Source organism: Azospirillum brasilense (assembly GCF_007827815.1).
In the GTDB taxonomy this organism is placed as follows: domain Bacteria; phylum Pseudomonadota; class Alphaproteobacteria; order Azospirillales; family Azospirillaceae; genus Azospirillum; species Azospirillum brasilense_C.
This window is the reverse complement of record NZ_VITH01000001.1, coordinates 692,202-714,740: the sequence shown is the minus strand read 5'-3', so window position 1 is coordinate 714,740 and position 22,539 is coordinate 692,202. Positions and strand designations below refer to the sequence as shown.

The 22,539-nt window shown below is 65.9% G+C and carries 19 protein-coding genes; 9 read left to right on the top strand and 10 right to left on the bottom strand.

The genetic code is table 11. The annotated features are described in order from the left end of the window. Nucleotides 1-16: 16 nt before the first annotated feature. The gene (ftsE, locus tag FBZ83_RS03295) at nt 17-697 is read right to left on the bottom strand and encodes a cell division ATP-binding protein FtsE (protein ID WP_014198283.1); all 681 of its coding nucleotides are present in this window, start codon (nt 695-697) and stop codon (nt 17-19) included. A 231-nt stretch (nt 698-928) separates the two neighbouring features. On the opposite strand from ftsE, the gene FBZ83_RS03290 reads away from it, so the two are divergent. Then, nucleotides 929-1,603 (top strand): zinc-ribbon domain-containing protein, encoded by a 675-nt coding sequence (locus tag FBZ83_RS03290; protein ID WP_145681040.1) that lies wholly within the window; start codon nt 929-931, stop codon nt 1,601-1,603. Between the two features lie 11 nt (nt 1,604-1,614). Here the strand turns inward: FBZ83_RS03290 and FBZ83_RS03285 are convergent, their stop codons facing one another. Further along, complete coding sequence (locus FBZ83_RS03285; RefSeq protein ID WP_145681039.1) at nt 1,615-2,235, bottom strand: TetR/AcrR family transcriptional regulator; 621 nt, start codon at nt 2,233-2,235, stop codon at nt 1,615-1,617. 306 nt (nt 2,236-2,541) lie between these two features. Here FBZ83_RS03285 and FBZ83_RS03280 point away from each other — a divergent pair, with 306 nt between their 5' ends. The 3 genes from FBZ83_RS03280 to FBZ83_RS03270 all read left to right on the top strand — a co-directional run bounded on the left by FBZ83_RS03280 (nt 2,542) and on the right by FBZ83_RS03270 (nt 6,027). Further along, nucleotides 2,542-3,648: an HlyD family secretion protein gene (locus FBZ83_RS03280; protein ID WP_145681180.1), complete on the top strand. Its 1,107-nt coding sequence runs from the start codon at nt 2,542-2,544 to the stop codon at nt 3,646-3,648. A gap of 264 nt (nt 3,649-3,912) precedes the next feature. Continuing rightward, nucleotides 3,913-5,406, top strand: a complete 1,494-nt coding sequence (locus FBZ83_RS03275) for a DHA2 family efflux MFS transporter permease subunit (protein ID WP_119509379.1) — start codon at nt 3,913-3,915, stop codon at nt 5,404-5,406. A gap of 102 nt (nt 5,407-5,508) precedes the next feature. Beyond that, nucleotides 5,509-6,027, top strand: a complete 519-nt coding sequence (locus FBZ83_RS03270) for a hypothetical protein (protein ID WP_145681038.1) — start codon at nt 5,509-5,511, stop codon at nt 6,025-6,027. A 6-nt stretch (nt 6,028-6,033) separates the two neighbouring features. Here FBZ83_RS03270 and FBZ83_RS03265 read toward each other — a convergent pair whose 3' ends face one another. Then, nucleotides 6,034-6,417: a hypothetical protein gene (locus tag FBZ83_RS03265; protein ID WP_040135007.1), complete on the bottom strand. Its 384-nt coding sequence runs from the start codon at nt 6,415-6,417 to the stop codon at nt 6,034-6,036. Between the two features lie 118 nt (nt 6,418-6,535). Further along, nucleotides 6,536-9,073 carry a sensor domain-containing protein gene (locus FBZ83_RS03260; protein WP_145681037.1) on the bottom strand — a complete coding sequence of 846 codons (2,538 nt, stop codon included), beginning with the start codon at nt 9,071-9,073 and terminating at the stop codon, nt 6,536-6,538. A gap of 364 nt (nt 9,074-9,437) precedes the next feature. On the opposite strand from FBZ83_RS03260, the gene FBZ83_RS03255 reads away from it, so the two are divergent. The 5 genes from FBZ83_RS03255 to FBZ83_RS03235 all read left to right on the top strand — a co-directional run bounded on the left by FBZ83_RS03255 (nt 9,438) and on the right by FBZ83_RS03235 (nt 15,478). Next, on the top strand, nt 9,438-10,433 hold the full coding sequence (locus FBZ83_RS03255) for a hypothetical protein (protein ID WP_211101615.1): 996 nt from the start codon (nt 9,438-9,440) through the stop codon (nt 10,431-10,433). Nucleotides 10,434-10,475: 42 nt separating this feature from the next. Continuing rightward, nucleotides 10,476-10,709 (top strand): hypothetical protein, encoded by a 234-nt coding sequence (locus FBZ83_RS03250; protein ID WP_145681035.1) that lies wholly within the window; start codon nt 10,476-10,478, stop codon nt 10,707-10,709. A gap of 182 nt (nt 10,710-10,891) precedes the next feature. Continuing rightward, nucleotides 10,892-11,617, top strand: a complete 726-nt coding sequence (gene recO, locus FBZ83_RS03245; RefSeq protein WP_432612484.1) for a DNA repair protein RecO — start codon at nt 10,892-10,894, stop codon at nt 11,615-11,617. 18 nt (nt 11,618-11,635) lie between these two features. Then, nucleotides 11,636-13,906: a DNA topoisomerase IV subunit A gene (gene parC / locus FBZ83_RS03240; RefSeq protein ID WP_145681033.1), complete on the top strand. Its 2,271-nt coding sequence runs from the start codon at nt 11,636-11,638 to the stop codon at nt 13,904-13,906. A 474-nt stretch (nt 13,907-14,380) separates the two neighbouring features. Beyond that, nucleotides 14,381-15,478 (top strand): TRAP transporter substrate-binding protein, encoded by a 1,098-nt coding sequence (locus tag FBZ83_RS03235; RefSeq protein ID WP_014198296.1) that lies wholly within the window; start codon nt 14,381-14,383, stop codon nt 15,476-15,478. A gap of 122 nt (nt 15,479-15,600) precedes the next feature. Here the strand turns inward: FBZ83_RS03235 and FBZ83_RS03230 are convergent, their stop codons facing one another. From FBZ83_RS03230 to FBZ83_RS03205, 6 genes are all read right to left on the bottom strand, one after another. Then, entirely contained in the window at nt 15,601-17,112 is a 1,512-nt protein-coding gene (locus FBZ83_RS03230; protein ID WP_145681032.1) for a TRAP transporter large permease, read from the bottom strand. A gap of 20 nt (nt 17,113-17,132) precedes the next feature. Then, complete coding sequence (locus FBZ83_RS03225; protein ID WP_145681031.1) at nt 17,133-17,672, bottom strand: TRAP transporter small permease subunit; 540 nt, start codon at nt 17,670-17,672, stop codon at nt 17,133-17,135. A gap of 224 nt (nt 17,673-17,896) precedes the next feature. Further along, on the bottom strand, nt 17,897-18,637 hold the full coding sequence (locus FBZ83_RS03220) for an arginyltransferase (protein WP_145681030.1): 741 nt from the start codon (nt 18,635-18,637) through the stop codon (nt 17,897-17,899). 93 nt (nt 18,638-18,730) lie between these two features. Beyond that, entirely contained in the window at nt 18,731-19,708 is a 978-nt protein-coding gene (locus tag FBZ83_RS03215; RefSeq protein WP_145672734.1) for an alpha-E domain-containing protein, read from the bottom strand. Beyond that, nucleotides 19,705-21,171, bottom strand: a complete 1,467-nt coding sequence (locus FBZ83_RS03210) for a circularly permuted type 2 ATP-grasp protein (protein WP_145672733.1) — start codon at nt 21,169-21,171, stop codon at nt 19,705-19,707. Before FBZ83_RS03210 ends, FBZ83_RS03215 begins: the two co-directional genes overlap by 4 nt. 231 nt (nt 21,172-21,402) lie before the next feature. Further along, nucleotides 21,403-22,464 (bottom strand): flagellar motor protein MotB, encoded by a 1,062-nt coding sequence (locus FBZ83_RS03205; protein WP_145681029.1) that lies wholly within the window; start codon nt 22,462-22,464, stop codon nt 21,403-21,405. Nucleotides 22,465-22,539 lie beyond the last annotated feature (75 nt).

Sequence of the window (22,539 nt, the reverse complement as noted above, 5' to 3'; positions counted from 1 at the left end):
TCTCCTTCCCTCCGCGTCAGGCCCAGCGCGAGGCGTGCGCCGGCAGGACGTGCAGGCGCCCGTTCTCCAGCATCAGGCGCGGGTGCTCGAAGCGGCGGATCAGCGCCTCGTTGTGCGAGGCGATGACCACGGTGGTGCCCAGCTTGTGAAGCTCCTCGAACAAGTAGAGGAGACGCATTCCGATGCCGTCGTCGACGTTGCCGGTCGGCTCGTCGGCCAGCAGCAGACGCGGGCGGTTGATGACGGCGCGGGCGATGGCGACGCGCTGCTGCTGCCCGCCCGAGAGGGTGGAGGGCAGGGAGTTCAGATGGTTGCCCAAGCCCACCCAGCGCAGGATCTCCGTGCAGTGCTCCACCACGTCGGACTCGCGGGCGCCGCCCATGCGCAGCGGCAGGGCGACGTTGTCGAGCGCCGAGAGATGGTCGAGCAGGGCGAAGTCCTGGAACACCACGCCGATCTGACGGCGCAACGCCGGAAGGTCGGTGCGCTTCACCCGCGCCATGTCCTTGCCGAACAGGGTGACCAGCCCGCGCGACGGGCGGAGCGCCAGATACATCAGCTTCAGCAACGACGACTTGCCGGCCCCGCTCGCCCCCGTCATGAAGTGGAACGAGCCGGGCGGCAGGGTGAAGCTGATGTCGCGCAGCACCTCCGGCCCGGTGCCATAGCGCAGTCCCACATTTTCGAAACGGATCACGGTCCCACCAAAGGCGCAACGGAAGGCCCCGGCGGCGTCCCGCCGGGTGCGCGGATGGACAATGCACCGGCAGGGGCGGGCGCGTCCACCGCTGTCCACCGCGCGGCAGCCATTGCCCTGGCCGGGGTGGTGGTGGTCGGGGCCGAGCGCGGGCCCCGAGCGTTCCTTGCTTCACACCCCATGACTACCTATAAGGACAGTCTGCAAATTCGGTGACAACGATCGGCATCTATGATCATCACCTGCCCGGCCTGCGACACACGGTACACTCTTGCCGATTCGGCGGTTGGTCCGCAGGGCCGGAAGGTGCGTTGCGCCCAATGCGGCCACATGTGGTGGCAGTCGCCGCAGGATGAGGCCGCCTTTCCCCCCGACGCGGTGACCGAGTTCCATCCGGTCCCGCCGCCATCCGCCAAGACGCCACCCTCCAAGACGAAGGCGGCTGCCAAGCCTCCGGCGGACGCGGGCGCGCGGCGCCGGGCGCTGGTCGGCTGGGGGAGTTTCGTTGCGGTCCTGCTGGCCATCGGCGCCGCCGGTTACTTTGGCCGCGTCGCCGTGGTGCGGCTGTGGCCCCCGGCAGCCCTGTTCTACGAGACGGTCGGCCTGCCGGTGGAGCCGCCGGGCACCGGCCTCCAGCTCCAGAACGTCCGATCGGAGCAGAAGGCCGAGGACGGCAAGGCAGCCTTGCTGGTGGAGGGGCAGATCCTCAACGTTTCCGAGACGGCGCGCGCGGTGCCGGCGCTGCGGGTCACCGCGCTCGGCGCCGACCGTCAGCCGTTGCGGAACTGGACCGTCGAGCCGGTGCCGCCGCAGATTCTTCCCGGTGAGATCGCCACCTTCCGCGACGTCCAGGCGGACTCCGCCGGGGTGCAGGAGGTCATGATCACCTTTGACGGCGGTCGCTGACCGCCGTTCCATTATGGCGCGTAGCCCCGGATGATCAGGGAGACGGCGCCGTCGACGATCCGGGTCAGCTGTTCCTCCGTGGGGCGTTCCGACAGGCACAGCATGAAGCGCAGGTGCGTGTGCGACTTGACGAGTCCGACAAATTGCTCCGCCGCCAACTGCGGATCGGGGATGCGCAGCAGGCCGCGGCGGTCGAGGTCGGTCATGAAGGCGCTGATGTGCTCCATGGTGCGGGCGGGGCCCGCCTCGTAGAAGGCGCTCGCCAGCTCGGGGAAGCGGTGGGCCTCGCCGACCACCACGCGGTAGCCGGCCAGCGCATGCGGCGACAGGATCATCGTCACGAATTGGCGGGCGATCAGGCGCAGCCCGTCGGCCGTGTCGAGCGCGCGCGCCTCCTCGCAAACGGCGGCCATCGCGTGCCCCTTGCATTCGCGGGCGACCATGACGCGGAACAGCTCGTCCTTGCTGCCGAAATGGGCGTAGAGCGTCGCCTTGGACACGTTGGCCGTCTTGGCGATGGCGTCCATGCTGACGGCGCCATAGCCATGGTCCAGGAACAGCTTTCCGGCGGCCTCCAGGATCTGCGCGGGCTTCGATCCTGCCTCCGGGGTGGGGGCGACCAGCGTGCTCATGCGTTCCTCATGTCCTGAAACCAGGGGGCCTGAAACCGGGTGTCCTGCCACCGGCCCTGCATCCTGTTGTACCACGGTGCCGGCGGAGCCTGCGGACCTTCGTGCGCCGAGTCCCCGCTGCCGTAACGCGTTCCGCATCCAACCACAATCCCAAACGTTAAAACTAGACCGTTCAGTTCACTCTTGACAACAGGTAGGCCCGCGATCATCTTTTCGCAAGACTAAACTGAACGGTTCAGTTTCGGCGGGACGGCGGCGAGCCGGACCGTGCCGGGCAAAGAATCGAAACGGGTGGGCTGGATTACGATGGTCAAGACCGTGCGGAAGATCGTTCTGTCGGGTGTGGCGGTGGCGGCGCTGGCCGGTGGCGGCTACGCCGGCTGGGAGTGGTGGACCGAGGGTCGCTTCTTCGAGTCGACCGACAACGCCTATGTTCACAGCGACATCACGGTGGTGAGCCCCAAGGTCTCGGCCTATGTGCGGGACGTCCGGGTGGCGGAGAACCAGCAGGTCGCCGCGGGCGATGTGCTGGCGGTTCTCGATGATCAGGACTTCCGCGCGAAGGTGGCGGAAGCCGAGGCCAACGTCGCCGCGCAGAAGGCGGCGCTCGGCACCATCGACAGCAAGCTGCAGCTCCAGAAGGCGATCATCGATCAGGCCGCCGCCTCGGTTTCCAGCGCCGAGGCCGAGCAGCGCCGCGCCCAGCAGGATTTCGACCGCACCCGCGCGCTCGCCAGCGACAGCTGGGCCAGCCGCCAGAAGTTCGAGACGGCGGACGCCGACCTGCGAAAGGCGACGGCGGAGACCGCCCGCAGCCGCGCCGCGCTGGTCGCGGAGCAGGATCAGGTCGGCGTGCTGAACGCCAGCCGCAGCGAGACCGACGCCCGGCTGCGTCAGGCGGAGGCCGCCCTGCAGACCGCGCGCAACGACCTGAACAACACGGTCATCCGCGCCCCGGTGGACGGGGTGGTCGGCAACCGCGGCGTCCAGGTCGGCCAGTACGCGCGTCCGGGCGTTCAGCTTCTCTCGCTGGTGCCGCTGCCCGACGTCTATGTGGTCGCCAACTTCAAGGAGACGCAGCTCGCCCGCATGCGCCCTGGCCAGCCGGTGACGGTGGAGGTGGACGCCTATCCGGACAAGCATCTGCTCGGCCGGGTGGAGAGCTTCGCCCCGGCGTCGGGCTCGCAGTTCAGCCTGCTGCCGCCGGAGAACGCGACCGGCAACTTCACCAAGATCGTGCAGCGCGTGCCCGTGCGCATCGCCCTGCCGCGCGACAGCGCGCTGTCCGGCCTGCTGCGCCCCGGCCTGTCGGTGGTCGCCGAAGTGGACACCCGCGGCGCCGAGGAGCAGCCGCACGACAGGGGCACCGTCATGGGCGCGCTGGTCCCCGGCCGGACGGTCGCGTCGAAGTAACCGCGCCGACACCCGTTTTTCGTTCCAATCTCTTTCGTCCTGGAGAGGGCGACCATGACCGCCATCACCAACGACGACACCCCCACCGCCCGCAACGCCAATCCCCCGGCGGACGCGGGTGGCGAGACCGCCGCGTCCCGGCTCCAAACTCCCCCGCCCCCCGCGGGCCGGGGCGCGGCGGCTCCTTCCTCTACCCCTTCCAATACCGGGTCCGGCGCCGGACCGCGCCCGGTGAGCACGCGCGACTGGCTGGGCTTCCTGTCCATGGTCGTCGGCATGTTCATGGCGATCCTGGACATCCAGATCGTGTCCAGCTCCCTGTCGGAGATCCAGGCGGGCCTCGCGGCCAGCGCCGACGAAATCTCGTGGGTGCAGACCTCCTACCTCATCGCCGAGGTGGTGATGATCCCGCTGTCCGGCATGCTGGCGCGGATTCTCTCCACCCGCGTGCTGTTCACCATCGCCGCCGCCGGCTTCACCCTGACCAGCGTCGCCTGCGCCTTTACCTCCAGCATCGAATCGATGATCGTGTGGCGGGCGCTCCAGGGCTTCATCGGCGGCGCGATGATCCCGACCGTCTTCGCCACCAGCTTCTCCCTGTTTCCGCCGGAAAAGCGGGCCGGCGTGTCGGTGATGATCGGTCTGGTCGCCACCATGGCGCCGACGCTGGGGCCGACTCTCGGCGGCTGGCTGACCCAGAGCTTCTCCTGGCACTGGCTGTTCCTGGCCAACGTGCTGCCGGGCATCGCCGTGACCTCGCTGGTCTGGACGCTGGTCGATGTGGACAAGCCCAACCCGGCGCTGCGCAAGGGCTTCGACTTCATCGGTCTGGGGCTGATGGCCGCCTTCCTCGGCAGCCTGGAGTTCGTGGTCGAGGAAGGCCCGCGCCAGGACTGGTTCCAGGACGAGTATGTGGCGATCTTCGCGGTGGTCGCCGCGGTGTCCGCCGTCGGCTTCTTCTGGCGGGTCCTGACCTACGGCAACCCGATCGTCGAGCTGCGCGCCTTCCTGGACCGCAACTTCGCCATCGGCTCGCTCTACAGCTTCATCATCGGCATCGGGCTCTACGGGGCGGTCTATCTGCAGCCGCTGTTCCTGGCGCGGGTGCGCGGGCTGAACAGCCTGCAGATCGGCACAATCATGTTCGTGACCGGCGCCTTCCAGTTCCTGTCCGCGCCGATCGCCGGCGCGCTGTCGAAGAAGCTCGACCTGCGGGTGATGCTGGCGATGGGGCTGTGCCTGTTCGGCACGGGCGTCTGGCTGAACGCCCACCTGACCAACCAGTCCGGCTTCTGGGAGCTGTTCCTGCCGCAGGCGGTGCGTGGCCTGTCCCTGATGCTCTGCTTCATCCCGGTGAACACCATCGCGCTCGGCACCTTGCCGCCGGAGCAGCTCAAGAACGCGTCGGGCCTCTACAACCTGATGCGCAACCTGGGCGGCGCCATCGGTCTGGCGGCGATCAACACCGTGCTGCTGGAGCGGGCCTCCCTGCACATGAACCGGCTGGGCGACAACCTGAACCTCGCCCGTCCGCTGGTGCAGGAGACTCTGGACGGGCTGGCCGCCAAGTTCGACGGGCTGGTCGCCGACCCGCAGGCCGCGGCCATGAAGACGCTCGCCCGCATGGTGGAGCGGGAGGCGATGGTGCTGACCTTCAACGACTGTCTGCTGCTGATGGCCGGGGTGTTTTTCGCCGGGCTCCTGCTGATGCCGCTGGTGCGGCGTCCGGGCGGCAAGCCGGCGGCGGCGGATCACTGAGGCCAGGACTTCCTTCCGTTGCGCGGGTGAAGCGTCCCGGTGACCGGCGCCTGTCTTCGTGCTATAGGGCAGGCCGTCGCGTCGAAGGGTCTTTCCGCCGTCATGAGCAAGCGCCAATACACCCGCGCCGAGGTCAAGGAACTGCTGTCCGCGCTGGAGCGCCAGTGCCGGGAGGCGTCGAAGCTCGCCCAACTGGCCGAGCATGAGGCGAGCAAGCACAGCTTCGGCGCCTACCGCGAATTCCGCGACAAGGTGGGCGAGTTCCAGGCGCTGGTGATCCTGATCGAGCAGCGCCTGCGCAACCTCGTGGACACCCGCTCCGACGACCTGCGCGACCAGTTCGAGCGGCTGGACACGGTGATGCTGGCCCTTCTGGTGCGGGCCAGCATGCGCTTCTTCTTCGTGCTGTCGGCCAACCCGATCCTGCCGATGGGCGCCCGCGAGATCTTCGTGGCGGAACTGCGCAGCCTGCACGACGCCCATGAGAAGCTGAAGCGCCCCAACTACGCCGGCAAGCTCGGCGCGGACCTGGAGCGCGATCTGGAGACCGCCTCCCTGATCCTGGAGGAGATCATCGACAAGGCGCCGAGCCTGCTCAACTTCCGCGGCGGCGGGGCGTAACCCGCCTCAGCGCTGGATCAGCGCGCTTTCCTTGCCGGACAGCACGAACACCTTGGCGTAGCTCTTGAGGAGCGCGTCGATCAGGGCGTTGACCTTCGGGCTGGACATGGCGCGCGGCTTGGCCGGATCGACGTGGAGGACGCAGCTGTCCTTGACGTCGTTGAAGGCGGCCAGGGCGTTGATGCGGTCGGGCCGGAATTCGTCGGGGAAATTCTCGTCCATCAGCCAGAAACACTGGAAGTTCCGGCAGGACTGCGGACGCTCCTCATAGACGGTGCAGCCCTTGCCCTGGTCGCAGGACACGCACCACTTGGCCGACGGCTTCTTCAGTTCGGGCACGCCCATCAGCTTGCAGCACAGCGTGCATTCTCCGCAGTTGCGGTCGGCCATAACGCGAGATCCTGATCTGTCCTGATGAAAGAGCGCGGACAGTCGCACAAAGGGCGGTGCCGGGGAAAGTGTCCGTTGGATGGGGCCGTGGCGGGGCCGGATCGGGAGAGGGGATGCCTTACGCCAGGCTGGGGACGACCAGCGGTTCCTCCGCCTCGCGGAGCAGCAGCGCCTCGATGGCGTCGGCGGGCGCCGGTCGGGCGTAGAGGTAGCCTTGCGCGTACTTGCACAGGATGTCGCGCAGGAACTCCGATTCCATCTCGGTTTCCACGCCTTCGGCCACCGCCTCCATGCCCAGGATGGCGGCCAGCGTGGCGATCACCTGCACGATGGCGGCGTTGCCCTCGCCCGACGAGATGGCCTGGACGAAGCTGCGGTCGATCTTCAGCGTGTCCGCCGGGAACTTGTGAAGGTAGGACAGCGACGAGTAGCCGGTGCCGAAATCGTCGATGGACAGGCGCACGTCCATGTCGCGGATGCCCTGCATCAGCACCCGGCACTTGGCAGGGTCCTTCATCAGCAGGCTTTCCGTGATCTCCAGCTTCAGGCTCGACGGCGGAACGCCGCTTTCCTGAAGCACCTCGCTGACCAGCCCGATCAGGTCGTCGTCGCTGAACTGGCGGGAGGAGACATTCACGCTCATGAACAGCGGGGCGGGGCGGGGGAAGCGGGCCTGCCATTGGCCGAGCTGGCGCGCCGCCTCGCGCAGTGCCCAGCGGCCCATCGGGACGATCAGGCCCGACTCCTCGGCCAGCGGGATGAATTCGCCCGGCGGGACCAGCCCGCGCTCGGGGTGCTTCCAGCGCATCAGCGCCTCGAACCCGGCGATGTGGCCCGAGGACAGGGCGACGATCGGCTGGTAGTAGAGGACGAGCTGATTCTGCTCCAGCGCCGTGCGCAGGTCGGTTTCCGTGCGCATCTGGGCCATCGCCTGACGGCGCAGGTTGCTGTCGAACACGTCGATGCGCGCCCGCCCGCCCGACTTGGCGCGGTACATGGCGAGGCTGGCGTCGCGCAGCATCTCCTCCGCCCGGTCGTAGCCGGAGACGCTGAGCGCGATGCCGATGGAGGCGGACAGCACCAGCTCGTGGCCGTCCAGCGCCAGCGGCCGCGCGACGGCCTCGCCCATGCACTCCGCCGCGGACAGGGCATCGCCGACATCGTCGATGCCGTCCAGCAGAACGGCGAACTCGTCCGCCGACAGGCGGGCCAGCGTGTCGCCCATGCGGCGGGTCTCGTCCAGCCGCTCCGCGATGGTCTTCAGCAACCGGTCGCCGACGCTGGAGCCCAGCGCGTCGTTGATCGACTTGAAGCGGTCGAGATCGACGAAGATGACGGCGAAGGCCTTGCCGCCGGCCCGCCGGTTGCGGTCGAGCGCCTGCCCGATGCGGTCCAGCAGCAGGGTCCGGTTGGGCAGCCCGGTCATGCCGTCGTGGAAGGCGTCGAACAGGAGCTGTTGCTCCGCCCGCTTCTGGGCGGTGATGTCGGTCATCGATCCGGCGATTCGCACCGCCCGGCCCGATCCGTCGCGAACGGCGAGCCCGCGGACCAGCATCCACAGCTCGTCCCCGTCGGCGGCGCTGATGCGGAAGACGTGCTGGAGATGCTCGCGCTCGCCCGTCAGGTGCAGGTCGATGGCGGTGCGCAGCCCGGCCAGATCGTCGGGATGCACGCGGCCGAACCATTCGCCGATCCGGTTGGACAGGCTGTCTCCGGCGAAGCCGAGCATGGCCGCCCAGCGCGGGGAATAATAGACCTCGTCCGTGTCCAGCCGCCAGTCCCACAGCCCGTCGTTGGCGCCGGCGGCGGCGAGCGCGTAGCGCTCCTCGCTCTGCAGCAGGCGCTGCTCGGCGGTCTTGCGGTCGGTGACGTCGGCCTGGCTGCCGACCAGCCGCACCGGGCGGCCCTGCGCGTCCAGCACGGCGATGCCGCGGCAAGCCATCCAGCGGGTGCCGCCATCGGCGTGGCGCACACGATACTCGATCTGGAACACCGTGTTGTCGCCGCCCAGGGCGTCCAGCGCCGCGCGCAACGACGGGCGGTCGTCGGGATGGACGCGCCCCATCCATTCGTCGGGGCTGCTGCCGACGCTGCCCACCTCCAGCCCGAGGAGCGACAGCCAGCGCGGCGAGTAATAGACGGTTCCGGCGCCGAGGTCCCAGTCCCATAGGCCGTCGTTGCTGGCCGCGGCGGCGAGCGCATAGCGCTCCTCGCTCCGGCGCAGCTGGCGTTCGGCGTGCTTGCGGTCGGTGATGTCGGCGACCGACCCGACGAGGCGGACCGGATCGCCCGATTCGTCGGGGACCGCCATGCCGCGGCAGACCAGCCAGCGCCAGCCGGAGTCGCCGTCGTCCGGCGATGCGCCGGCGTCCGGGGACGATAAACCGCTTCCGGCGCGGCGGACGCGGTGTTCGATCTGGAAAGGCAGCGAGACGCCGACCATCTGGCCTTCGAAGGAGGCGTAGAGCCAGTCGATGTCGTCGGGGTGGACGCGGTCGAGCCAATCTTCCGGGCGATTGACGTCGCCCGGCGGCAGGTCGAGGAACTCCTTGAAGCGGGGAGACAGGAACATCGTATCGTTGCGAAGGTCCCAGTCCCAGACGCCTTCGGAGCCGGCTTTCTCGGCCAGCAGATATCGCTCGATCGTGCTGCTCAAAGCCCCCTCACCGCCGCGGCGCGCCCGCATTCCGTAACTCGCAACATAGTGCCGGAATGGTGAATGAGATGTGAAGCTGAATGCGCATGAACGGTCCGCTTGCCCCACAGCGGTCGCGTGCGAGGTCGTGCCACTCGTGCGCCGCACGATTTTCCGGCCAGTCCGGAAGGCCAGTCCGGAAGGTGGGACCACGAGGAACTCCCAGTCGTCGCCAGTAATGAGAGACCGATTCGGCTGATCACTGCGTTGGTGTGCAAACAAAAGCGATAATTGACGTTGTCCAACTGCTTGGACTAGATTGTTGGTCGAGCTTAAAAAAGAATGCTCTGGTATGTTTGCGTATCTTTGAGAAAACTGCGCTTTCATGGGTTGCCGGATGGAAAATTCGAATACAAAAAGAGCTGCCTACCGAGAGCAGCTACCCAAGAAGAATTTTGATCATGCCTCCTCCTGGTTCGCGGTTGCCGCTGGACTGGCCTCCATATTGAGCTTGTTTGTGTCCCCGGTTTGGTTTCCGCAGGATTGGGTCGGGGTGGTGTATGCGGTTTCCGTTGTCTCTCTTTTGTTGGCGTCCTTGTTTTATATCATTGTTCGCGAGCAGCAGAAGCTTCATCGCTACGCGCAAGCGGTTCTTCATTTGCATTATGCCTGCCATATCGCCCGCGATTATGTGGCGGAGCTTCATCTGGGGCAGGATCCAAGCCTTGATGAGCTTCTTTCCAACATCGCCAGCAGTCTCGCAAATTGTTTTACCCTGATCACCGGAAAGCACTGCCGAGTTTCTATAAAAGAGCTGCAGAAGCAGGGCGACGACAACAAATTTCTTGTCGCGGTTGTCAAGGAGGACATTCTGTCATCGAAGCGACGGTCGGTTGCGATGAGGCCCATGTCCCTTCATGAATTTACGAGTTTGAAGAACATATTTTACGGATTGGATGGCTGCAGCCGCTATTATCTTCGAAACAATCTGATCCGGGAGTGGCGAATCCACAAGTATCACAACGGGGCGTTCTCAATCGTCGGAGAGCCAGAGATCCGTACGTTCCTGGGGTTTTCCAAGGTTGTCGGATGGAAGCTGCCCTTCAAGAGCACGCTTGCCGTGCCAATCCGATTTCAATACGGGGATGGTATAAAGTATGAAAAGACCCCGGAAAATAAGCCGTCTCTGCAAGGTCATGTTCAAGATGACTATTGGGGATTCGTCTGTGTGGATTGTGAGAGCAGCCGCGCATTTGACAGAAGATATTGTCCAGAGCTGGCGAGTGCCTACGCGGATGTGCTTTATACGGTTCTTAGCCAGACGAAAAGCCACATGGCTTCCCACAGAAGGCTTATTGCTTTCCCTGCAAGGGTTGACTAGGTATCGTCTGTTTTTCTTGTGATGCGATCCATGGAGTGTTCGATGGAGATCGATGTCAGCGGCGATGCGGATGTGCCTCTCGGCTTATCCCAGCCCCCGCGCTCCAACCAGGACCGGTTGACGGTAAGGGTGGAGCCGATAAAGGTTCAGTCAGAGGACGAGACATCCTTCAAGGTCTTCGTGACCGTGAAGGGTACGGAAGGCGCCCACGATATAGACATGCACAGAACATACAACATAAACAGTATTTCGGCGCTTTTGGATTCTTCATCTTAGGCGTATTTGGAAAATTGCCTTTATTGATTTTGACGTCTGCTGTTCGGCGGGCGATGGATTTTTTTGACCATTTTGAAGAACAGTTGATTTGGCGCGACAGTGCCCCTGCCGACGCGGCATATGGATGCGGGGGCACACGAACGGAGGGGCGGCATGGCCTTCGCCTTTCCCAGGGCTGACATGTGATGGAATGGTCCGATCAGGGCGTCGTGCTGTCGGCGCGGCCGCATGGCGAGACCTCGGCGGTCGTCACTTTGCTGACGCGGGAGCATGGGCGGCACGCCGGCATGGTCATGGGCGGGCGGTCGAGTCGCACGCGGGCGGCGCTGGAACCGGGCACGCTGGTGTCGGCGCGCTGGCGCGCGCGCCTGCCCGAGCATCTGGGCACCCTGACGCTGGAGGCGGTGCAGGGCTATTCCGCCGCCTTTCTCGATGATCCGTTGCGACTCGCGACCCTGACCGCCGCCTGCGCGCTGGCCGAAGCCGCCCTGCCGGAGCACCAGCCACACCCCGCGCTGTTCGACGGGCTGCTGGCGCTGTTCGGTCTGCTGGGCGGCGACGCCTGGGCCGAGTCCTACGTGCGGTGGGAGGTCGGGCTGCTCGCCGAGCTTGGATTCGGGCTCGACCTCGACCGCTGCGCGGTCACCGGGACCAACGACTACCTCGCCTATGTCAGCCCGCGCACCGGCCGCGCGGTGTCGGCCTCGGCCGGGGAGCCCTACCGCGACCGGTTGCTGCCGCTGCCCGGATTCCTCATCGGGCTGGGCGGCGGCGGGCCGCAGGCGGTGGGGGAGGGGCTGCGCCTGACCGGCCATTTCCTGGAGCGCCATCTGCTCAACGGCCCGCTGCCGCCGGCAAGACTGCGATTAAGAGAACGTTACGAGAACACGGTGGCGCGTGGCCGCTAGATTTGGTATCCACACGCCATGACGTCCCGAGACCCTGCCCAAGACCCCGTCCTTGACATCCAGGAAAAGCCGCTCCGCGACGCGCTGAGCGAGCGGTACCTGAGCTACGCACTGTCCACCATTATGGCGCGGTCGCTGCCCGACGTGCGCGATGGGCTGAAGCCGGTGCACCGGCGTCTGCTCTACGCCATGAGCCAGCTGCGCCTCGACCCCTCGACCCCGCCGAAGAAGTCGGCCCGCGTGGTCGGCGACGTGATCGGCAAGTTCCACCCGCACGGCGACACCTCCGTCTACGACGCGCTGGTCCGTCTGGCGCAGGACTTCGCGGTGCGCTACCGGCTGGTGGACGGGCAGGGGAACTTCGGCAACATCGACGGCGACAACGCCGCGGCCATGCGCTACACCGAAGCGCGCCTGACCGACGTCGCCAAGGCCCTGCTGGAAGGCATCGACGAGGACGCGGTCGATTTCCGCCCGACCTACGATGGTGACGGGGAGGAACCGGCGGTCCTGCCGGCCAACTTCCCCAACCTGCTGGCCAACGGCTCCAGCGGCATCGCCGTGGGCATGGCGACCAACATCCCGCCCCACAACGCCGCCCAGCTCTGCTCCGCCCTGCGACTGGTGCTGAAGCACAAGCTGGACTGCGTCAAGGCGGCGCTGGCCGGCAAGGAAAAGCCGGCCCCGACGAAGATCGAGGATCTGGTCACCCTGATCTCCGGCCCGGACTTCCCGACCGGCGGCGTGCTGGTCGAGCCGCGGGCCAACGTGGTCGAGGCCTACCGCACGGGCCGCGGCTCCTTCCGCCTGCGCGCCCGGTGGGAGGTGGAGAAGCTGGGGCAGGGCACGTGGCAGGTCGTCGTCACCGAGATGCCCTATCAGGTGCAGAAGGCCCGGCTGGTCGAAAAGATCGCCGAGCTTCTGACCAACCGGAAGCTGCTGCTTCTGGAGGACGTGCGCGACGAGTCGGCGGAGGATGTGCGCCTCGTCCTGGTGCCGAAGAGCCGCAACGTCGACCCCGAGGTCCTGATGGCCTCGCTGTTCCAGACGACCGATCTGGAAGTCCGCTTCGCCATGAACATGAACGTGCTGGACAAGGACAACGTCCCGCGCGTGATGAACCTGTTCGAGGTGCTGGACGCCTTCCTCGACCACCGCATGGAGGTGCTGGAGCGGCGGTCCCGCCACCGGCTGGCCAAGATCGATCATCGGCTGGAGGTCCTGGGCGGTTACCTGATCGCCTATCTGAACCTGGACGAGGTGATCCGCATCATCCGCGAGGAGGACGAGCCCAAGCAGGCGCTGATGCGCGCCTTCTCCCTGACCGAGGTGCAGGCCGAGGCCATCCTCAACATGCGGCTGCGCAACCTGCGCAAGCTGGAGGAGATGGAGATCCAGCGCGAGAACGACGCGCTGACCGCCGAGCGCGCCGGCCTGAGCGAGCTGCTGGCGGACGAGAGCCTGCGCTGGAAGACCATCGGCAAGGAGACGGAGGAGACGCGCAAGCGCTTCGGCGAGGACCGCCGCACGCAGGTCGCCGAGGCCACGGCCGTCATCGACATCCCCGTGGACGCCATGGTGGAGCGCGAGCCGTTGACCGTGCTGTGCTCGCAGAAGGGCTGGATTCGCGCGGTGCGCGGCCATCTGACCGACGCCGAGCGTCTCGACGTCAAATACAAGGAGGGCGACAAGGAAGGCTTCTCGGTCCATTGTGAGACCACCGACAAGCTCCTCGTCTTCGGCACCAACGGCAAATTCTACACGCTGTCCGCCGACAAGCTGCCGCGCGGGCGCGGCTTCGGCGAGCCGGTGCGGCTGATGATCGATCTCGGCAACGAGGCGGACATCATCACCCTGTTCAAGCATCAGCCCGACCGCCGTCTGCTGGTCGCGTCCGAAGACGGGCGCGGCTTCCAGGTCGAGGAGAACGAGGTCGTCGCCCACACCCGCTCCGGCAAGCAGGTCCTGAATCCCGACGACAACAAGGACGCCAAGATCTGCATCCCGGCGGAGGGCGACCATGTTGCCGTTATCGGCAACAACCGCCTGCTGTTGGTCTTCCCTTTGGAGCAGGTGCCGGTGATGGCCCGCGGCAAAGGCGTGCAGCTCCAGAAGTACAAGGACGGCAGCCTGTCTGACCTGAAGGTCTTCACCATCGCCGAAGGGCTGAGCTGGAAGCACGGCGAGCGGCAGTTCAACGTCACCAACCTGACCGGCTGGCTGGGCAACCGCGCCGGCGTCGGCAAGATGCCGCCCAACGGCTTCCCCAAGGTGAACCGCTTCACGTAAGCCGGCCGTTTCCCGAACCTATACACCTAACGTTGCGCGCAAACGGGGGGCTTTCGGCCCCCCGTTTCACTTTTGGCGGAATTTCCGACGGAAAGTTCCCGAATTGGTAGGGTTCAGCCATGCTCGGACTTGAACTCTGACCCGCGATTCCGGCATAGTGAACGTATCAAAACGAACTCGGTACCGCCGACCGAAGGAGTGCCCCGAAGAGGGCGTCCGGGGCCGGAGGAACACCGGGCGACAGGGAGGCACGCGCATGGTCACCACAGATCCGTGTGAAGGCACAGCGGCGGCACGGCGGCCCATCGGCCCCGGCAGCCCCGGTTCGTGACCCGCACGGTGACGTCGATCCGGCGTTGCCAGACAACTTCTTCAAAAAACAACAGCCTTTCGGTTCGCGCGCCGCGCCCCTTTGCGGGGGCAGGAACGGCGGTGTGCGCCCACGCCGGGACGAGAGGACCCAAGGAGACCGCCATGAAACGCCGTACCTTCATCACCAGCGCCGGTGTCGGTGTCGCCGCCAGCACGCTGGCCGCCCCCGCCATCGCGCAGAGCAACCCCGAGATCAAGTGGCGCTGCGCGTCGAGCTTTCCCAAGAGCCTGGACACCATCTACGGCGGCGCCGAACGGGTGGCCAAGCGCGTCGCCGAGATGACCGAGGGCAAGTTCCAGATCCGCACCTTCGCCAGCGGCGAGATCGTTCCCGGCCTGCAGGTGCTGGACGCCGTGAAGGACGGCACCGTGGAGTGCGGCCACACCGTCTCCTACTATTACGTCGGCAAGGACCCGACCTTCGCCTTCGACGCGGCAATGCCCTTCGGCCTGAACGCGCGCCAGCAGAACGCCTGGATGACTCACGGCGGCGGCATGGAGCTGATGCGCGAGTTCTTCAAAGGCTACAACATCGTCCAGTTCGCGGCGGGCAACACCGGCACCCAGATGGGCGGCTGGTTCCGCAACGAGCTGAAGACGGTGGAGGACCTGAAGGGCCTGAAGTTCCGCATCGGCGGCTATGCCGGCACCATCTTGCAACGCTTGGGCGTCGTGCCGCAGCAGATCGCCGGCGGCGACATCTATCCGGCGCTGGAGAAGGGCACGATCGACGCGGCGGAGTGGGTCGGCCCCTACGACGATGAGAAGCTCGGCTTCAACAAGGTCGCCAAATACTACTACTACCCCGGCTGGTGGGAGGGCGGGCCGCAGGTGTCCTTCCTCGTCAGCCTGCCGCAGTGGGAGCAGCTTCCCAAGCATTACCAAGCGATTCTCGAGGCGGCCTGCGCCGACGCGACCGCCGACATGGTCGGCAAGTACGACGTGGTGAACATGCACGCGCTGAAGCGTCTGGTCGGCGCCGGCACCGTGCTGAAGCCCTACCCGCGCGACATCCTGCAGGCCTGCTACCAGGCGACCTTCGATGTCTACGAGGAGGAAGCCGCGAAGAACGAGAAGTTCCGCAAGGTCTACGAGCAGTGGCGCAAGTTCCGTGATGAGGAATACCTGTGGTTCCGCGTCGCCGAGAACACCTTCGACAACTTCGTTTACTCCGCGCCGACGCCGAAGAAGAAGTCGTAAGGGGAAAGAGGCCGGACACGAAAAAGCCCCGCGGAAGCGGGGCTTTTTTTTGTTGCCGATGATCCGGCTGTTGTCCGATCCAGGCTCCTCCCCCGCCAAGCAGGGGAGGAGGGAAGGACCGGTCACTTGCCTTGCAACTGCTTCATGAGGTCGGCGTTGGGGTCCTCGGCGGGCTGTTCCGGCGCGCCGAACGGCGGCGGCGGTTCGCCCGAGTCGAAGGCCGGGATCTCGATCTTCACATTGTCCAGATCGATCGGCTCGCCGCGGTCCAGGCCGGAGAAGACCATCTCCGGGAACATGATGACCAGCGCCACCATGATCAGCTGGATGCAGACGAACGGCACGGCGCCCCAGTAGATCTGGCCGGTGGTGATCTTCTTGATGATCTTCCCGGTGATCTTGTCCTTGTAATCCTCCCGTGGAGCGACGCTGCGCAGGAAGAACAGGGCGAAACCGAAGGGCGGATGCATGAAGGAGGTCTGCATGTTGACGCCCAGCAGGACGCCGAACCAGATCAGGTCGATGCCCAGCTTTTCCGCGACCGGGGCGAGCAGCGGCACGATGATGAAGGCCAGCTCGAAGAAGTCGAGGAAGAAGGCGAGCAGGAAGACCATGATGTTGACGACGATCAGGAAGCCCAGTTCGCCGCCCGGCAGGCTGGTCAGCAGATGCTCCACCCACAGGTCGCCGTTCACGGCGCGGAACACCAGACCGAAGACCGTCGAGCCGATCAGGATGAAGATGACGAAGGAGGACAGCTTCGCCGTCGTGTCCATCGCCTGACGCATCAGCGACCAGCTCAGCTGCCGCTTGATGAGCGCCAGGATCATGGCGCCCGCGGCACCCATGGCGCCGCCTTCCGTCGGCGTCGCGATGCCGAGGAAGATGGTGCCCAGCACCAGGAAGATCAGGACCAGCGGCGGCACCAGCGAGGTCAGCACCCGGAACAGCAGCTGGAAGCCGCGCAGGGAGCGGGCCTCCGGCGGCAGGGCCGGAGCGAACTCCGGGCGGACGATGCTGACGACCAGGATGTAGCCGGCGTAGAGGCCGGTCAGCACCAGGCCGGGGACCAGGGCGCCGGCGTACATGTCGCCGACCGAACGGCCGAGCTGGTCGGCCAGGATGATCAGCACCAGCGACGGCGGGATGATCTGGGCCAGCGTGCCCGACGCCGCGATGACGCCCGACGCCAGACGGCGGTCATAGCCGTAGCGCAGCATGATCGGCAGCGAGATCAGGCCCATCGAGATGACCGACGCGGCCACCACGCCGGTCGTCGCGGCGAGCAGCGCGCCGACGAAGATCACCGCATAGGCCAGACCGCCGCGCAGCGGGCCGAAGAGCTGCCCGACCGTGTCGAGCAAGTCCTCGGCCATGCCGGATCGTTCGAGGATCAGGCCCATGAAGGTGAAGAAGGGAATGGCCAGCAGCGTGTCGTTGCGCATGATGCCGAAGACGCGCTCTGGCAGCGCTTGGAACAGCGCCGGCGTCAGCAGACCCAGCTCGATGCCGATCAGACCGAAGAGAAGGCCGTTCGCGGCGAGCGCGAAGGCGACCGGGAAACCCATCAAAAGGAAAAGAACAAGCGCCGCGAACATCAGCGGCGCCATGTTCTCAATGAGGAAGGCGGCCATCGTGTGTGGTTCCCGGTCTCTTAGGAGTGGCTGTGCATCTTCTCGCCGGGCTGGTCAATCAGACCGGCCAGGAAAGCGACGCGCTTGATCAGCTCGGACACCGCCTGCATGGTCAGCAGGAAGAAACCGGCGGGAACCAGGATCTTGGCCGGCCAGCGGATCAGGCCGCCGGCGTCGCTCGACATTTCCTTGGTGATGAAGCTGTCCCAGAACATCGGCCAGGAGAGCCACATGATCAGGATGGCCATCGGGAACAGGAAGAAGAGGATCCCGAAGATGTCCACCATGCACTGGACGCGCCTGGAGAAGCGGCCGAGCACGATGTCGATGCGAATGTGTTCGTTGCGCAGGAACGTGTAGCCCGAGCACAACAGGAAAATCGCGGAGAACAGGTACCATTGCAGCTCAAGCCAGGCGTTGGAGCTGTAATGGAGGCTGTAGCGGATGGTCGCGTTGCCGGCGCTGACAATCACGGCGACCAGCACCAGCCAATAGACGAGTTTGCCGACGCCGTCGTTGACAGCATCGATCAGCCCGCTGATTCGGAGCAGGAACCTCAACGGAGAGCCTCCCTGTTGGTTTGGAACGGGTGTATCCCCGTCCGTTCCTTTTGTTGCCCTGTGAACGGTGGCGCTGGGCGCCGGTTCAATCTTTTATGGTAACACCATGGGGTGTTTGCTGCGGCAATATTCCGCAGGTGGCCCCGGCAGCGCAAGAGCTTGAAAGCCTTTATACGTGATTGCCCCAATAGTCTCCGATCACAGTCAATCCGGCGGTCGGTCGGTCAGTCTTCCGGATCGTTCGGCAGGCGGAACCAGCCGTCGCGGCCCAGCGCCTCCAGCGGACGGAACTTGGCCTTGTAGGCCATCTTGCGACTCTGGGCGATCCAATAGCCGAGATAGACGTAGGGAAGGCCGTCCGCCCGGGCGCGCTCCAGCAGGCTGAGGATCATGAAGCTGCCCAGGCTGCGGCGGTCCTGGCGGGGATCGTAGAAGCTGTAGACCGCGGAATAGCCGTCGGTCAGCCGGTCGGTCAGCATGCAGCCGGCCAGCCGCCCCTCCGCGTCGCGCGCCTCGAACAGGCTGGTGTCGGCCCGGCCCTCGTCGATCATCGCGGCGAAATCGGCCATGGCCATGCGCGCCATGTCGGATTCGCCGTGGCGGGAGTTCTGGTAAAGCGAGAACAGCCGGTACTGCTCCGTCGTGGCGGCGGCCGGCGCCTCCGCCAGCGTCAGGTCGCCGTTGCCCCGGAGGACCCGCTTCTGCGATCGGGTGGGGACGAAGGCGGCCACCGGGATGCGGACCGGGACGCAGGCCTGGCAGTTCGGGCAGACCGGCCGGTAGACGATGTCGTGGCTGCGCCGGAAGCCGGCGCGCGACAGGGTGGAGTTGACCTCCGCCGAATAGGGCCCCAACAGCCGGGTAAACAGCTTGCGCTCCACCCGGCCCGGCAGATAGGGGCAGGGCATCGGCCCGGACCGGAAGAACTGCTGGAGCGGGCGGAGTTGCGGCTGGATGACCGACATCGGCTGGCTGACTTCTGGATCACCGGCCCGGGGGCCGGCTGTTGGGGGTCTGCGGCTGGAGAGGGTGCTGAACGGAGGTTACGGTAACGAAGCTTACTGGGACTGGCTCTGGGTCATCGGGACGGTGTCCTGGCCGAAGAAGGCGCGTCCGATCTCGATAGTGATCCCGCAGAGTTGGGCCTGCACGCCGTCGAGATACTCGTGCAGGCCGAGCTGGATCACCTCTTCGATCGGGCGGGCCAACAGCGCGCCGAGCAGTTCGTCCACCTTCTCCATCGCCTCACTGCCGTTGCGCAGGGTGTAACGGGACTTCAGGCGGGTCAAGAGGCCGTCGATCTGTCGCACACACATCACAACGGAGCGCGGGAATCCCTCGTTGAACATCATGAAGCCGGCGACCGTGGTCGGCGACATGCCGCGGGGGTAGACGCGCCGGAAGGCGTGGTACCCGGCGGCGGAGCGCAGCACCGTCGTCCACTGGCTCATGTCCAGCGTGGAGCCGACCACGACAGGGGAGGGCAGCAGCGTGTGGTACTTGATGTCGAGCAGGCGGGTCGTCTGGTCCGCCCGCTCGATGTACTTGCCGAGCTGGTAGAAGTACCAGCCCTGGTCGCGGTAGAAGGTGCCCTCGGTGATTCCGGTGTGGGTCTGGCACTCCTCCTTGATCCAGGTGCAGACCTTGGACAGGTTGGGCAGCGCGACGCCCTTGCCGTTCATCTCCACCAGTTTGTTGTGGAACACGTTGATCTGCGTCCACATCTCGGTGGAGATCCAGGGGCGCAGGACGCGGGCGTTCTCCCGCGCCATGCGCAGCATGGACACCAGCGAGTTCGTGTTCTGGGTGTCGAACATGTAGTAGTGGACCACCGCCTCCGCCGTCGGGCGGTCGTGGCGGCTGAAGAAGTCCTTCTCGTCGGCGTTGAGCTGGACGATGGAGAACCAGTTGGTCATCCCCCGCGTGTCGCGCGCGAAGGTCTCATGCACGTCCAGGATGCGGGCGAGATTCTCGGCGCGCTCCATGTAGCGCGCCATCCAGAAAATGCATTCGGCGTAACGGGCCAGCAGATTCACGACGCGCTCCCTTCCTGTGACCCATCCTGGGGCCCCCCGTCCTGGAGAACCCAGGTGTCCTTGGACCCGCCGCCCTGCGACGAGTTGACGATCAGCGTGCCCTTCTTCAGCGCCACGCGGGTCAGACCGCCGGGCAGCACCCAGGTGTTCTTGCCCGTGATGGCGAAGGGGCGCAGATCGACGTGGCGGGGATCGATGCCGTCGTCGGTCACGGTGGGGCAGACCGACAGGTCGACCACCGGCTGGCTGATGTAGTTGGACGGATCGGCCAGCAGCTTGGCCCGGCAATCCGCCAACTCCTCCTTGCTGGCGCGCGGGCCGATGGTGATGCCGTAGCCGCCGGCCTCGCCGACCGGCTTCACCACCAGCTTGTCCAGATTGTCCAGCGTGTACTGCAGCGCGTCGGCCTCGCGGCAGATGCGCGTGTCCACGTTGGGGATGATCGCCTCCTGGTCCAGGTAGTATTTGATCATCCGCGGGACGTAGCAGTAGATCGCCTTGTCGTCCGCCACGCCGGTGCCGATGGCGTTGGCCAGCGCCACGTTGCCCTTGCGGTAGGCCTCCATGATGCCCGGCACGCCCAGCATGCTGTCCGGGTTGAAGGCCTTGGGGTCGAGGAAGGCGTCGTCGATGCGGCGGTAGATCGAATCGACCCGCGCCAGACCGTTGGTGGTCTTCATGTAGACGCGGTCGTTCTCCACCACCAGATCGCGGCCCTCGACCAGCGGCACGCCCATCTCGCGCGCCAGGAAGATGTGCTCGAAATAGGCGGAGTTGTAGGAACCGGGGGACAGCAGCACGACCTGCGGGTCGGCGACGTCCTGCGGCGCGATCTCCATCATCGCGTCGAGCAGCTTGTGCCCGTAATTGTCCACCGGGCGGATGCCGATGTCCTGCATCAGGTCCGGGAACACGCGCTGCATCATATGGCGGTTCTCGACCACGTAGGACACGCCGGACGGCACGCGCCCGTTGTCCTCCAGCACGCGGAAGGTCCCTTCGCGGTCGCGGACGAGGTCTGTGCCCATGATGTGGATGTAGGTGTCGAACGGCACGTCCAGCCCGACCATCTGCGGCCGGAAGCAGCCGTTGCCCAGCACGAGGTCGGCGGGGATCACCCCGTCCTTCAGGATCTTCTGGTCGTGGTAGATGTCGTGGAGGAACAGGTTCAGCGCCGTGACGCGCTGGGTGATTCCCGCCTCCAGATGCGCCCATTCCTTGGCCGAGATCACCCGGGGAATGATGTCGAAGGGAAGAATCCGGTCCACCGCGTCCTTGTTCGAATAAACGAGGAAGGTGATGCCCAGATTGTACAGTTCACGTTCGGCGTCCTGCGACCGCCTCAACAAATCCCCGAAGTTCAGACCGGCCAGTCTCTGCCGGATCAGCGCCGAGTGCTCGGCTGGATAATCACGGCCTCCGAACAATTCGTCGTAGTAAAGGCCGGGATCATAGTTCGTCAAAAGGTCATTCGCCTTGCCTTCGGGTACGCTCACAGACTCCCCCGCAGCTAACGCCCTTGATTGACCGATGCCGTGTGGCAATGGTGTCTGCCGCGAAGTATGAACCATCGCTTCGCCATTTGAACAGGGCAAACATTCCCCGCGTTGTGCGGCGCATCGACAAAACAAGAAGGGGTACGTTCAAAGGCAAAGAACTAACGCCTTGGTACCAGCGCCGCATCGGCTTTGGTATCAGTTCGTCGCGGCGGGCGGGGGTGTGGTCTTGCTTTCGCGCAGCAGCACCATGCTGATGCGGCGGTTGCGCGGGCTGCCCGGCTGGTCGGGCACCAGCAGGTCGCGGTCGGCGCGGCCGATCACGTCCTGGAAGCGCTCCTCCGGGATGCCGCCGGCGATCAGGGCGCGGCGGGTGGCGTTGGCGCGTTCGGTGGAGAGGTCCCAGTTGTCGCGCCCGGCCCCGGAGGTGAAGGGGATGCCGTCGGTGTGGCCGCTGATCGACAGCTTGTTGGGCAGCTTGGCGAGCGCCTTGGCCACCTGCATGACGAGTTGGCGGGTCTGCGGGTACATCTGGCCGGACCCGCCGGGGAACATCGAGACGCGGTCCTGGTCGACGATCTGGATGCGCAGGCCTTCCGGCGTCTGGTCGATCATCAGGTTCTGGGCCAGCGGCTCCAGCTCCGGCACGGACTGGATGGCCTGGCGGATCTCGGTGGCGGCCTGCTGGAACTGGCGGGCCTCCTTCTGGGCGTCCTGCAGCTTCTCGCCGCCCTCCTTCACCCGTTCCGCGAAGTCGGACAGCCGCTCGCCCGGCTTCTGGCCGGGAATGCCGAGCTGCTTGGCCTGTTCCTCCAGCCGCTTCTGGTAGTCGAGCCGCGATTCGTTGGACTTCTGCTCGGCGGTCGAGGCGGGCGGCGGCGGGGCGGCGTCGGTCGGGTCGTTCGCCTCCTCGTCCTCCTGGGTCGAATTGCCGGGTGGGCCGGAGACCGGGACGTCGGCCGACATCGGGGAGGAGGGGGACATCTGGGCGCCGGGCGCCGTGATGGTGCGCCCACCCAGCATGCCGCCGGACCCGGAGGTTTCGCGGCTGACCGAGCTGGGCGAGAAATAGTCCGCGATGCCCTTGCGCTGGTCCGACGTGGTGACGTTGAGCAGCCACAGCAGCAGGAAGAAGGCCATCATCGCCGTCACGAAGTCGGCGTAGGCGACTTTCCAGGCGCCGCCATGGTGGCCGCCATGGCCACCCTTCTTCTTCTTGATGATGATCGGCTGTTCGCCGCCGGACGGGTTCGCTGACATGAAGCCTTGCTGAGTGGGCCTTGTGGTCGGGAATTCGCGGTCCGTGCGGACACCCGAAGGGTGGAGTGTTATCCT

Excerpts from the sequence above, each read along its gene's own strand:
- FBZ83_RS03290 (WP_145681040.1), top strand. The coding sequence starts at position 929 with ATGATCATCACCTGCCCGGCCTGCGACACACGGTACACTCTTGCCGAT.
- FBZ83_RS03285 (WP_145681039.1), bottom strand. The coding sequence starts at position 2,235 with ATGAGCACGCTGGTCGCCCCCACCCCGGAGGCAGGATCGAAGCCCGCG.
- FBZ83_RS03280 (WP_145681180.1), top strand. The coding sequence starts at position 2,542 with ATGGTCAAGACCGTGCGGAAGATCGTTCTGTCGGGTGTGGCGGTGGCG.
- FBZ83_RS03275 (WP_119509379.1), top strand. The coding sequence starts at position 3,913 with ATGGTCGTCGGCATGTTCATGGCGATCCTGGACATCCAGATCGTGTCC.
- FBZ83_RS03270 (WP_145681038.1), top strand. The coding sequence starts at position 5,509 with ATGAGCAAGCGCCAATACACCCGCGCCGAGGTCAAGGAACTGCTGTCC.
- FBZ83_RS03265 (WP_040135007.1), bottom strand. The coding sequence starts at position 6,417 with ATGGCCGACCGCAACTGCGGAGAATGCACGCTGTGCTGCAAGCTGATG.
- FBZ83_RS03255 (WP_211101615.1), top strand. The coding sequence starts at position 9,438 with ATGGGTTGCCGGATGGAAAATTCGAATACAAAAAGAGCTGCCTACCGA.
- FBZ83_RS03250 (WP_145681035.1), top strand. The coding sequence starts at position 10,476 with ATGGAGATCGATGTCAGCGGCGATGCGGATGTGCCTCTCGGCTTATCC.
- parC (WP_145681033.1), top strand. The coding sequence starts at position 11,636 with ATGACGTCCCGAGACCCTGCCCAAGACCCCGTCCTTGACATCCAGGAA.
- FBZ83_RS03235 (WP_014198296.1), top strand. The coding sequence starts at position 14,381 with ATGAAACGCCGTACCTTCATCACCAGCGCCGGTGTCGGTGTCGCCGCC.
- FBZ83_RS03230 (WP_145681032.1), bottom strand. The coding sequence starts at position 17,112 with ATGGCCGCCTTCCTCATTGAGAACATGGCGCCGCTGATGTTCGCGGCG.
- FBZ83_RS03220 (WP_145681030.1), bottom strand. The coding sequence starts at position 18,637 with ATGTCGGTCATCCAGCCGCAACTCCGCCCGCTCCAGCAGTTCTTCCGG.
- FBZ83_RS03205 (WP_145681029.1), bottom strand. The coding sequence starts at position 22,464 with ATGTCAGCGAACCCGTCCGGCGGCGAACAGCCGATCATCATCAAGAAG.